Consider the following 12,188-nt stretch of genomic DNA (forward strand, 5'->3'; position numbering starts at 1 on the left):
CCTTGAACAAAACGGGCATCGAAAGCAGGGGATTAAGTGCTGTGAACAGAAGCCTTCCATTGGCTTAAGTTTCGATCAAATGGTGAGCCTCAGGGCTCCATAGCCGTCTTTGACGGGCTGTTCCATTTTTGAAGCGGAGCTCATAAAGATCAGGGTTCGTCATTTGTTCTCCCTGCTGATCGGTGAAATCGGGCACGTAATGCTGAAGCAGCAGTGTTAAGGTCAACCGATGGCTGACCAGCAGAAACGTTTGACCGCCGCTGTTCAAAAGCTCGTTCGTGAATGCAACAACACGTGTGGACACTTCTTGTGCGCTTTCCTCTTTGTCGATACCGGGTACTCCTTGCTCTCGAAGACGGATTTCCGCCGGCTCTAGCTTGAGGTTCAGCCGTTTTTCAATGATTTGTGCTGTTTGCCAGGCCCGCAGATAAGGGCTGGAGATTAACTGGTCCACATGCAAGCTGCCCATGCTTGCAAGGTCATCTGCCAGTTGTTCAGACTGTGTTACTCCGACTGTACTAAGAGGAGCATCCGTCTGGTTTCCGGTAGCGCGTCCATGTCGGACCAAATACAAGGTTACCTCATCATGCATCAGCTAACGTCACCTTTTAAGTAAGATTTTAAGCTTATGTTTCAGGCAGGAGATTTTCTGCCTCGACTATAATGTGTAATGTTTCATAACTTAATCCATTCCATAATTTGCGAGATGAATCTAGTCAGCACTGTATTCCCGGTACTTCAGTCTCGGGGAGAGCAAAATTTTTGTGAATAATAGGTAAGAAAAGGATAGTGTCATGCCCACCAGACGAAATAAGCCTCCGTCCCCACCAGTAGTGTGGAGCCGGAAGCTTATTTTCTTGGAGCAAAATAGATGAGGGTTGAAGAGGGGCCAGCAATCAGCCGCTTTATAACAGGCTTTCCCGCAGACAATTGCAAATGTAGGCGATATCTTGTTCATTTAAGCCGCCGTATGTCGGCACATTCAGTCCTTGCGCCGCAATGCGGCTCGCGACTGGGAATTCCTCAATTCGCTGCATGCCTTGATAGGGCGGAAGAATATGCATCGGATAGAAGAAGGGCCGTGTTTCAATGCCGCGCTCTTTCAGGCGCTCCATGAAAGCGTCGCGCTGCTCTTCGTTATAGCCGTTCAGCAGGATGCTGAACATCCAGTAAACGTTTTTTGCCCATGGCTGCTCGGTAGGCAGCGTGAAGGCGCTGCTTCCTTCGAGCTGCTTGCGGTAAAGCGAGGCGACGCGTATTCGCTCGCCGACATGCCAGTCGATGTTTTCCATCTGCGCGCAGCCAACCGCCGCTTGCAAGTTCGTCAGGCGATAGTTGTAGCCAATGACGGGAAACCAATATTTGCGGGCCGGATCGATGCCCTGTCCGCGCAAAAGCTGCATTTTGCGGGCAAGCTGCTCGTCATTGGTCGTAATCATGCCGCCTTCGCCGGTCGTAATGATTTTGTTGCCGAATAGGCTGAACGTTCCCGTATGGCCTAGCGAGCCGGTACGCTTGCCCTTGTATTCTGCGCCGGGTGCTTCCGCAGCGTCCTCCAGCACAAACAACCCATGCCGCTCCGCAACTTCCGATATAGCGTCCATATTGGCAGGATGCCCGTACAGATGGACGGGAATGATGCCCTTCGTACGCGGAGTAATAAGCCCTTCCAACAGCTCAGGGTCCATGTTCCACGTATCCGGCTCGCTGTCGACGAAGACGGGTGTGGCTCCGCAATACGTGACGGCATTTGCCGTAGCGATAAAAGTCAGCGTCGGGACGATGACCTCATCTCCTGGGCCTACTCCATGAGCCAGCAGCGCTAAATGCAGAGCGGTTGTACCATTGCTGCAGGAGACAGCGAATTTCACCTTGCAATAGTCCGCGAAAGCTTCCTCGAACGTATGAATATATTTGCCTTTTGAAGAAATCCAAGTGGAATCCAAGCAATCCATGACGTATTTCTTCTCATTTCCATTAAAAATCGGAACGGCAACCGGATAAAATTTGTCGCCCAACATTATGCCTCCTCCGTGTTACGTTCACTCTTGGTTCATAAGGCGCTTCACCGTGGCGGGAACGCCAACGGCAAGCGTTTGGTCTGGAACATTCCGAATGACGGCGGCTCCAGCACCGATCATGCAGCCTGCCCCGATCCGAACGCCGTCGATGACGACGGTGCCCGTTCCGAGAAAAGAGCCGTCGCCGACTGTGACATTGCCGGACAGCGTGGAGCCAGGCGCCAGATGGCAAGCCTCGCCAATGATGCAATCATGGTCAACCGTTGCTGCCGTATTAATGATGGTCAGGGAGCCAATTCGAGTGTCCGGCTGGATGATGCATCCCGGCATAACCGCAATGCCACAGCCGAGAATAGCGCTAGGGGCAATGTAAGCCAGCGGGCTTATCGCATTAATCAGCTCAAAGCCGAGACTTTGGACATGCTGGGCAAGCCGCAGCCGCGTCGCATTATCGCCAATAGCGATAAAAGCATGGCGTACGCCATGCTCCAGCAGCAAAGGGAGCATTGCATCGTCGCCAAGCACGGGGACATACAGAACCTGCCCGCCTGGCTCGCGGCCGATGCAGCCAATGACCTCGTACGTGCGGCTGGTACGAAGAATATCAACGACGACTTTGGCATGTCCGCCGGCTCCAACAACAACGGTACGATAAGGTTTCGCTGAAACAGCATTCATGCCGTATAGGCTCCTTCAACAATAAAATGAGGGGGTGATGCAGCTACTCCCATCATATTCAAATGGCAGAAAATTGCTTCACTTGCAGCCGGGCAGTCGTCCATTTTTTCAAATATAGTTGAAATCCCTAGCAGGCGGGGGCATATGCCGTTGCTTTTTACGAGCGGGACAATACGCTATGGAGAAGGAAGAGCGATTGGAGGCGTGATATGAAACGCAAAAGAGCTCGTAAACAAGGAACAGCGAAGCGCGGCTCGCATAGCCGTGCTTCGCGAAGAAAAGGCGGCAAGCAAGCGAAGAAGCACAGAAAGCTGACTGGAAGAGCGGGCAAGGGAAAGCGGAGAAGCGGGAAGAGGGCCGGCAGCAAACGTCGGCAGAAGAGCGCTAAAGCCAAGGTAGAGCCTGTTGTGGCTATAGTGGAGCCCGCGCCGGCACCTGTTGATGTGGCGCAATTAAAGGCGAATAACGCCGCATTTCAAAGAGAGCTGCCGGCAGGAGCTCCAATTATAGAGCTGTTCCGCCGTGTATTTCGGCTAGGAAATGAAGATTTTGTCTGGGAGATGTATCGTCAGGTGCTGCAGCGGGAGCCGGATGGCGAGGGCTTTATCGGAAATCGCAGTCATTTGGAGGCCGGGACGCCTAAAGCAGTTATTGCGGCTGCGCTTATCCAAAGCGCGGAGGCGGAGGCAGTATTCACCCGCGTTCCAACAGGCGACAACACGACAGTTGCCCAAATGATTCAAGGCTTGTATCCTGCTGCAGATCTGGATTTTATCCATGGTGTCCATGTGCAATTGTTATACAGGGAGCCAGATAGCGACAAGGTGGAAATGTACAATACAGGGCTGCAGACGGGATTGCTGCGGAGGTCATGGATAGCTAGTCTGATACTGTCGGAGGAGTTCGGCCAGCTTATTGGAGCGGCTTATCTGCCAGCTCTGGCTGAACGCGGGGCACGAGCAGGGATCAAGAGTATTGGCATGTTTCTCTGCTTTAGCACACAAATAGCTATGGACGGTGAAGGCATCGGGCGTTTTCTTGTTCGGTTGTCAGAAGGCCTGTTGGCACTGGAGGAGCAGTCATATACTTTGCATGTGGCGACGACTGGCGCCAACTTCGCGGAAACGACAACGGTTTTTAGTCCTTTGCGCGAAACGTACGGCGACCGTTTGAAGGTGCACCGCACCGACAGCGTGGATACGGTTAATCGCGATGTGCCTGCTGATGTGTGGATCGTGCCTTATGTAGGAATGGCTCTTGCCCAATATTTGCATAAGCCCTTTATCGTCTGCCTGCATGATCTTGTTTATATGCATTTGCCCGAGCTATACAATGTGTATTTCCAGCATTACCAATATATTCATTCCATTGCACAGAAGGTGACAGAGAATGCGGCGGCGGTCGTATTCGCCTCCGAATTCACGCGCAATCACGAGGGGCTGGAGTTTCTCAAGCTGCCTGTTTACAAAACGGCCGTTGTCCGCTTCGCCGCGCCGCATGAGGAATACGCGGCATTCAGCTCGCGCAGCGAAGAGGAATTCCGGACCGTGTATAAGCTGTTCGCGCCGTATATTACGTTCCCGTCAGTGATTCGGCTGCATAAAAATCATGAGCGCTTGATTAAAGCGTTCGCGATCTTCAAACAGACAGAGCTTGGGAAGACATCGGGACTTAAGCTCGTATTTACTGACGAATTGAGCAATCGACCACGACAGCAGGAAATTTTAGCGGCGCTGAATGAGATTGCCGATCCGGCCATTCGAGACTCAATCATCTTTCTGGGGCGAATGGCTTCTACGGATTTGTCATCCTTGTATAAATATGCGACAGGCACTATCGTGCCGACGCTCTTCGAAGGCAGCTGTCCGTTTCCAATATTGGAGTCGCTGTTGATGAATACGCCCGTTTCATTCGGACGGCTGGAAATTGTGCACGAGGTCATTTCCGACATGAGCAGCTTCGCGACCTTCGATCCCCGCAATATACAGCAGATGGCGGATGCGATCGCACGGGTGTGGCTGGAGGGCAAGGAGGTTGTCCCTGATCAGAAGGCCGCTCTTAGCGGCACGATGACCAGAAGATGGCTGGATGTTGCAAAGGATTATGCGAAGGTGATCGAAGGGGTGCAAGCAGCTGCCCGTTAAGGCAGCTGCTTGCCGTAATACCGCCAATAGGTGATGCGAAAAACATCAATATAGCGTTTTGCCACATCATCCCAGCTTTCAGACGGATCACTCATGCCTTGTATGGCTGAGCTTTTGTATGTGCTGTAATTGCTCGACAGCTCTTTCAGCGCCTGAAGAATGGAATCAGGGTTATGCGGATTAAACCAGATGATTTGTGCGGTATGACGTGAGAGATGCTCGCGCATGACCGGAATATCTGAGCACAGGACAGGAGTGCCGAGGCGCAAGGCTTCCTCCACCGGATAGCTGCCACCGCCTTCCGACAAGCTTGGCATAATAAGCGCCTTGGCGTTTTTAATAAGAGCAGGGATATCTTCGTCGCCAACAAAGCCAAGCGGATAGACGTCCCTGTTCACCATGAGACCCGTTCTGACCATCGTTGAAATAAGAGTAGGAAGCCAGCTGTACTGCGGTGTGCAATCACTAAACGGCTGCCGAAGCGTATCGGTCAAATATCCGGTTAACACTAACGGATATTTGGGGCTCTCCTTCCATTCGGACAAGGCCAGCAGCAGGTTGTTATGATTTTTATGGGGCGAGGTATTGGACGGATAAATGATATACTCGGGCGGAATTTGTGCAGCAACTGCGGGCGATACTTGGTCGGCGTATTGAGCAGCAATCGGAGTAATCGCGTGCGGAATGACAGCAGCAGCATGATGGCGGCTGCCGAAATGAGCAATTAGCCGACTTTTCACGTATTCGGAGGATACAGCTACGGAGGTGACATGGTCGAGCCATTTTTTGGATAAAGTCCAATGCTGCTTGAGCTGTTCGCCGGTCAAAAAGGGTGGTACATAATCGAACAGAGTCGTATCGTGAAAAGTGCATAGCGTTGGACGATCAAGGGCGTGGTAAGGATGAGTGTGGGGCCAATAATAGTAGACGACGTCAACATTAACGAGCAAATAGGAATTTTCTGCAGCATCAATGGCATTTTGGGTGGTGACGATCTCGACATTTCTGAGCGCTTGAATTTCCAGAACGTTGCGCATAAGGGAATCGGGTGAGATGACCAGCCTAATATGCTCGATTTCTGGCTGCCTGGCTATAGCGACGATCAGATTATGCAGCAGCCGCATGCCCCCGCCGATGGAGAATTGGGCGGACCATATAAGAATCCTCATTTTAGTGACCTCCTGCGAAACCATCCTTCATTGCAGACAGCTTCAGCCAATTAGGGTTGAAATACAGGCAAGTAAAAATTTGTTCCTCATACCATGCTTATATTTCACAGTACAACGAGCTTATTTCGCCACCGGGCGGCAGCAGCCTTTTACGCTTGTGAACTCAATATATGTCGCCCGGCAGACCGTTATGCGTCGGCCTTTTAGAGCCTGCGTAGCCTCAAATACCAGCGAGCTGCAACACATGCGCAAGCTTAGGGAGATCGACCACAATATTGTCTGTACCGACAAAAGCTTTAGGTGGCTGCTCTACCCCGCACACAACCTCATAATAATTGACGCCGGCATGGGCGCATAATTTCCAAAAATAAGGGTCAACAACGGTGATCGGAGAGAGTTCTACAAGCGCAGCTCCAGGCTCGCAAAAGGCGATGTTGATACTCCCGCTTCCAAATGGGGCGACAATAAATTGCGCCGAGGAGAAAATTGCGACCTTCTCCGCCGTGGACAGCGGAGTAAGCACTACCTCCCGAAAGCCTTTGGTGGCCAGAAAGCGCAGTACCTCTTCCTCATTTACCACGAAGCGGGCGGGGGCATCCTTGCGGGTAATGTAAATGCGCTCATAACCTGATTTTTTCTCCACCTGCTGGTCGTGCTTGAGCCGTTTCGCGATGAAATGAGAGGCCCATTGTGGGCATTTTCCTACCATTACCGGCACTGCAGGGACGATCAAACGGTCGGCAAGAATATGAAAGTCAGAGTCCTCCACCTGAATGCATTTATGAAGCGGGATGCCCAGCATAGCAAGTGATTCGTAATGAAAAGGATGAGACAGCTTACCAATGACATATTTGTCAATGGAGATTCCGCTTTGCTCGAGCAGATGGAGACGAGGCAGCAGGTCGAAGAACCAATGCCCGAAGACGTTATGGGTGCAGGCACCATGGCTTGGCATATTCCAGCCCCAGACAAGGGTTGCGACAGTTCCGGCAATGTGCTTCGGCTCAGGCAGAGCCGTAAAATCTATTAACGGACAGTTAAGCTCGACGTCGAGCAGTCGTTTGTTGTCGGGCGTGACGACGTAGCAGTTGCTAGTTGCGAGCCGACCGTTAGGAATCGTGGCAACAAACGCCTCATCGAAGGGGCATTCCGTTGCCCAACGCGGCGGGTCAATGCCCCTTACGGGGGGCAGATGAAGCGTTTCGGCAGGATAGATCGTTTGGTAATAGTAGGATAAGAAAGCAGGAGAGACTGCTGCCTGCTTCGCCCAATCCAACGTTTTCGCGTAGAACTCCTGAGGGATGGTAAAGATAGGGATCGCCTCCTAAAATCGATCTGATTGGTTCCGGCATAGCGTATGCGGGTAACGCGCAAGTGCTCTGCCTTGGTTATTCTTGGCTGCGATAATGAGCAGCCAGCTTCTCCTGCTGCTGCAGCACTGCCTGGAAAGGCTCGGGACAGCCTTTGGGGAAGAGCACGCCAAGACCGTTCGAGTGCTCAAAATGCAAATGCGGCATACTTTGGAGCTGTCCCCATAGCAAATAAACACCGAAATCAGGCAGCCGCACAACCGTATCATGAAATAAAACAATGCCATTATCAGCGAGCTTGGGCAGCCAGGTCAGATAGTCATGCAGCACGGCCTGATACGCATGATAACCGTCGATGTGCAAAATATTGATGGAGCCATTGGGGAATGCGGCAAGCGCCTCATCGAAGGTGCTGCGCAGCAGCGTGCCGATATCGGCAAATTCCCTTGCGTTGACGGAGTTAACCGCCTGGTACATCGTATCGTCTGCCAAGCCATATTGCCCGGTGTGGGCATCGCCCTGCCAAGTATCGACAGCAAAGCATGAGGTATCCAGCTTCGCATCCTTAACCGCCTGGCAAAAGCTGAAATATGAGGTTCCGTAAAGCGTCCCAAGCTCAACGATGGTGCGGGGCCGAGTGAATCGAACAAGATCATAAGCAAAGCGGCGGTGACCGGACCACGCCCCGCCTGCGATAAAGCTGGCTGGCAGCTCAGGGGAATCATCCGCGGCAAATCGCGGTGTATGAAACTTCCAATTCATATAGAGCCTCCTATGGTGAGAAATAGAAACATAACTACACTATCTTATGTGAAGCTTGCCTGATAGGATAGGGCAGTTGCGCCGAGTAAAAACGCACATTTCTCCCTTTTATAGACGTACAGCCGCCGTTGCGCGCGCTTTTCCCCTACATACAATGACAACATAAACGAATATTTCCGAATGGATGCGAGGTGGAAAAGGTTGAGGAGCCGCAGTAGAAAAAGCGGGCGTGCAGGGAGAAGAAGCTCGCGCAGCTCACAAGGTGGCATTCGTCGCCGCACAGCGGGCCGCTCGGCTGTCCGCAGGCGCAGGCATCCGTTGCGGCGCAAGGGCGCGCCGCCACCTGCCAATATCCGCAGTCTGTGTGCGAAAGCAAGAATTGGCGGGCTTACGGCAGGCTTGACTGCGAGGCAGGAGTCTGTACATGGCTATGAGGATGAACTGCAGCAGTTGCAGCAGCAATGGCGCAGCTACTGTCTGACCGTTGCACCGCTTGCCAAATCTGCATATCTGGCCTGCATGCAGGCCTTTATAGAGGGTTATTTTTCCGCTACAGGAACGCCTGCTCCGAGCTGGGTGCTGCTGCCGACTGACCGAACGGTCGCGGCGGTCGTCATGGCGATGAATGAAGAAGAGTCCATTCCCCGTCTGCTTGGGCAGCTAGAGAGGCTGCCGCTGCAAGAAATCGTTATCGTGGTGAACGGCTCAACAGATACGACTGCTGTGAAAGTTCGGGAAAGCGGCAGAGCTGTACTTATCCATTATGCGGAAGCGCTCGGTCATGATGTGGGACGGGCGGTAGGCGCAAGAACGACGGTGTCCGATATTGTCCTGTTCGTCGATGCGGATATTCTGGTTGCCGCCGAGCAGCTGCTGCCTTTTATTGAAGCAGTCGCCGGAGGGATGGATATCGCGCTCAATAATTTGTCTTCTTATATGGGGAGTTTTTCAGGTAGAGATGAAGTGATGATGCTGAAGGAGTTCGTAAATCGCTCGGTGAATCGACCTGATCTAACCGTCAATTCGTTGACCGCCGTTCCGCATGCGCTCTCGCGAAAAGCGATTCAGACGATTGGTGCAGCTGAGCTGGCGGTCCCGCCGAAGGCACAGGTGATTGCGCTCCAGCATGGCCTCAAGGTAGGCACGGCAAGCATGGTAGATGTCATCACTCATAATCGGCTGCGACCGGGCAATGTAGGGATGGGCAACCAGATGGCACGGCTTATCGTGGGCGACCATCTGGAGGCGCTGGGATGGATGATGAAAGCCAGAAATGCCCGTATGCACTACACGGACGCAGTAAGAAACCGTCGATGCGCTTCCGTAGGAGGGGAATAGATGCTTACCAGTATTATTATTCCGACCTATAACCGCTTGCCGCTGCTGCAGGAAGCGATCTATTCCATTCGCAGCAGCACGCCGGAAGCTTATGAGCTGATCGTCGTGGATAATGGCTCAACGGATGGCACAATCGAATATTTGCGTGAGCAGAACATTACATTTGTTGGCTTGCCGTGCAACCAAGGCTTCCCTGCAGCCTGCAATTGGGGGCTGCGTCTGGCGCGCGGAGATTATTTTCTGCTGCTGAACAATGATGTTCTGGTGACGGCTGGCTGGCTGGGCAAGCTGCATCGTGCTTTGGACAGCGGCAGGCAAGTTGGCATGACGGGACCGATGTCCAACTATGTCAGCGGCGGGCAGCAAATTGACATGCGCGGCAGCTATACGGAAATGGCTGAGCAGCTTGGCGTTGATGAGGCAGGTCATTATGAGGAGGTCAGCCGATTGGTTGGCTTCTGCCTGTTGTTTTCGCGGGAGCTGATGAATCGCATCGGGTTGCTTGATGAGCGTTTTTCGCCGGGACATTACGAGGATGATGATTATTGCTACCGAGCACGGCAAGCGGGCTATCAACTGCTGATGGCGAAGGATACCTTCGTCTATCATCATGGCAGCGCGAGCTTCAAGCAGGAAGGACAGGACGCTGTAGAGCGTCTGCTTGCTCGCAACCGGAAGCTGTTCACGGACAAATGGGGCGTGGACCCGCAGCAGTTTATTTAACCAGATCAAGCACCAATACATTTCCACCAGTGCAGGAGGCGTTCAGCATGAAAATGGTGAGAAGGCGCAGAACAGCCGTCGCTGCGGTAAAGCGGCGGAAGAAGCGTACCGTTTCCAGAAGGAAGGTACGCTCTGGAAAGCAATCCCGGGCGCAAGTCGCGAAGGGTCCTTATGATGATGGCTATGAAAGCGGGCATAATGCAGGCTACAGCAAAGGCTATGAGGACGGAAATAAGCAGGCAGCAGAGAAAGAGGGAGAAGCTCGCGGCTGGGAGTCGGCTGAGAGGGCTGGCTACGATAAAGGGCTGAAAATCGGGCGCTACGAAGGCGGCGACGCCATCATCGACGAGCAACTGCCAGAAAGTCATGTCCTGCCGGACACGTCGGTGGCGCAAGTTATTGCAGCAGGAATAGCCGCTCTTGGGGAACGTATCGTTCACCTCCTGTCTGCCGAGCAGGTTGCGGAGAGGTTGATGGAGGCTCTGGAACAGCATATACCGCTATCTATTGTGCGACTTGGTGACGGGGAGCTGCTGACGCTGGCGCAGGAAGTAGTGCTGCCGACCGAGCAGGTTCGTCAGGAAGGCGGGTTTTTGGAATATGCCGGAGTGAGGGTGCCGGATCTCGCTGCGCGCGACCGTCTGCTTGCAGCGGTAAAACGCGCTGACATCGTAGGTATTCCAAAATTACGGCAGCCTAACTATCAGCGGCTGGCAACGGCTGTTTTTCAAGCGTATGGCATCGATTTCCGCAGTAAGACGCTAACGGATTCATTGGTCAATTACCGCTTGTATCATGAGGGTCACTTGGCGCGCTTGACGAGGGGGCGGCGAGTGCTTGTCGTCGGAAACTTGGCGCAGCCGCTGGCAGATGTGCTGGCGGCAAGTGGTGTGACGGTTGCGGGAGCTGTCGGCCAGGTTCAAGGTGTTCATGATGTGGAGCGTGTCATGGGGATCATTAGACAGCATGAATTTGATTTGGCATTAGTGTCAGCAGGCATTGCCGCCGTCCTCATTGCTGACGCCATTGCGGCAGAACTGGGCAAGGTTGCGCTGGACTTCGGCCATATGGCTAATTCCATCGTGAAGGGCGAAGCGCCGTTTCAGACTTGAAGCTTTTGTAAGTGAATGATTATGTAGCCGTCCCCTGAGGGACGGTTTTTTGGCTGGAATTACCGCAGTTGGTTAGACAGGGAGTGTTCCAATTGTAGCAGCAAGCGACGAGTAAGTGATAGCAGCTGTAGTACCGGCAGCAAGGACAACGCCCGCAACTGTGACTTGCAGGGAGTAAGTGTGGTTGCCAGCAGCAAGACCGCCGTTGAAGTAAGTGATCGGAATCGTTCTTTCCAGATCAAACAATCCAAGCAGGGTAATGGCAAGCAAATCAGCGCTTGTTACGGTAGCTACGATCACGGCATCTTGAAGGAGGTCAACGGTAATCGTTGGGTTCAGAGCGGCAACCAAAACTGCAGTAAAGGAAAGAGAAACTGATACGACACCGTCAATAATCACCTGATTGGATGCAGCAGTGACCGGAACGATTAGAGTAGCAGCAGTGACAGCAGTTCCAGCAGTTGTGATAGCAGTTGGAACAGTACCTTGGATACCTACAGCAGCAGAACCAGGGCCAGTTAATCCTGTTAGACCAGTAGGTCCAGTAGGGCCAGTCGGACCGGTAGGTCCAGTTGCACCAGTAAGTCCTGTGAGGCCAGTTAAGCCTGTTAATCCAGTTAATCCTGTTTCACTCATAATGGATTCATCTCCTTTCAATCATATACCACATGATATGTTGATAGAGCGTAATAGAGACGGTATTTGTCCAAGGATAATCGTATATTTTACAAAATGATAGATTCTAAAGCCTGAACCAAACGATCGGATGAGCTTTCTCCCAGCAAATGCAATACAGGCGGCGATAAATGCCCGATTTGCAGCAGGGGCAGGCAATTCGTCCACTATGAAAGCTCTAGCAAAGCATACGATGTTGAAGAGACGATACTATACTTTCGGCGCCGGCTATGGTAGGAAGGAGCTGCATATTGGC

Annotated in this window: 11 protein-coding genes; 4 read left to right on the forward strand and 7 right to left on the reverse strand. The window is 52.6% G+C overall.

Features of this window, described 5'->3' with window-relative positions; translation table 11 throughout:
• Nucleotides 1-64: 64 nt before the first annotated feature.
• The 3 genes from WH37_RS11260 to WH37_RS11270 form a co-directional block, all read right to left on the reverse strand.
• Nucleotides 65-592 (reverse strand): histidine phosphatase family protein, encoded by a 528-nt coding sequence (locus WH37_RS11260; RefSeq protein ID WP_046230653.1) that lies wholly within the window; start codon nucleotides 590-592, stop codon nucleotides 65-67.
• A 313-nt stretch (nucleotides 593-905) separates the two neighbouring features.
• A complete protein-coding gene (locus tag WH37_RS11265) occupies nucleotides 906-2,021 on the reverse strand; it encodes a DegT/DnrJ/EryC1/StrS family aminotransferase (protein ID WP_046230654.1) in 1,116 nt (371 codons plus the stop codon).
• 21 nt (nucleotides 2,022-2,042) lie between these two features.
• Nucleotides 2,043-2,699, reverse strand: a complete 657-nt coding sequence (locus WH37_RS11270) for an acetyltransferase (protein ID WP_046230655.1) — start codon at nucleotides 2,697-2,699, stop codon at nucleotides 2,043-2,045.
• Between the two features lie 209 nt (nucleotides 2,700-2,908).
• On the opposite strand from WH37_RS11270, the gene WH37_RS11275 reads away from it, so the two are divergent.
• Nucleotides 2,909-4,843: a DUF4214 domain-containing protein gene (locus WH37_RS11275; RefSeq protein ID WP_052736924.1), complete on the forward strand. Its 1,935-nt coding sequence runs from the start codon at nucleotides 2,909-2,911 to the stop codon at nucleotides 4,841-4,843.
• On the opposite strand, the gene WH37_RS11280 is transcribed toward WH37_RS11275, so the two are convergent.
• From WH37_RS11280 to WH37_RS11290, 3 genes are all read right to left on the reverse strand, one after another.
• Nucleotides 4,840-6,012: a glycosyltransferase family 4 protein gene (locus tag WH37_RS11280; RefSeq protein WP_046230656.1), complete on the reverse strand. Its 1,173-nt coding sequence runs from the start codon at nucleotides 6,010-6,012 to the stop codon at nucleotides 4,840-4,842. The genes WH37_RS11275 and WH37_RS11280 overlap by 4 nt on opposite strands.
• Before the next feature lie 220 nt (nucleotides 6,013-6,232).
• Nucleotides 6,233-7,288: a glycosyltransferase family 61 protein gene (locus WH37_RS11285; RefSeq protein WP_331458045.1), complete on the reverse strand. Its 1,056-nt coding sequence runs from the start codon at nucleotides 7,286-7,288 to the stop codon at nucleotides 6,233-6,235.
• Nucleotides 7,289-7,400: 112 nt separating this feature from the next.
• Nucleotides 7,401-8,084 (reverse strand): class I SAM-dependent methyltransferase, encoded by a 684-nt coding sequence (locus WH37_RS11290; RefSeq protein ID WP_046230658.1) that lies wholly within the window; start codon nucleotides 8,082-8,084, stop codon nucleotides 7,401-7,403.
• A gap of 201 nt (nucleotides 8,085-8,285) precedes the next feature.
• Here WH37_RS11290 and WH37_RS11295 point away from each other — a divergent pair, with 201 nt between their 5' ends.
• Genes WH37_RS11295 through WH37_RS11305 form a run of 3 tightly spaced genes read left to right on the forward strand, consistent with a single transcriptional unit; the run spans nucleotide 8,286 to nucleotide 11,257 of the window.
• A complete protein-coding gene (locus tag WH37_RS11295; RefSeq protein WP_052736925.1) occupies nucleotides 8,286-9,422 on the forward strand; it encodes a glycosyltransferase family 2 protein in 1,137 nt (378 codons plus the stop codon).
• A complete protein-coding gene (locus WH37_RS11300) occupies nucleotides 9,423-10,145 on the forward strand; it encodes a glycosyltransferase family 2 protein (RefSeq protein ID WP_046230659.1) in 723 nt (240 codons plus the stop codon).
• Between the two features lie 47 nt (nucleotides 10,146-10,192).
• The gene (locus tag WH37_RS11305) at nucleotides 10,193-11,257 is read left to right on the forward strand and encodes a GT-D fold domain-containing protein (protein ID WP_046230660.1); all 1,065 of its coding nucleotides are present in this window, start codon (nucleotides 10,193-10,195) and stop codon (nucleotides 11,255-11,257) included.
• Between the two features lie 72 nt (nucleotides 11,258-11,329).
• On the opposite strand, the gene WH37_RS35975 is transcribed toward WH37_RS11305, so the two are convergent.
• Nucleotides 11,330-11,893, reverse strand: a complete 564-nt coding sequence (locus WH37_RS35975; protein ID WP_046230661.1) for a hypothetical protein — start codon at nucleotides 11,891-11,893, stop codon at nucleotides 11,330-11,332.
• Nucleotides 11,894-12,188 lie beyond the last annotated feature (295 nt).

Origin of the sequence: Paenibacillus algorifonticola, assembly GCF_000971975.1 — a bacterium.
Taxonomy (GTDB): Bacteria; Bacillota; Bacilli; order Paenibacillales; family Paenibacillaceae; genus Pristimantibacillus; species Pristimantibacillus algorifonticola.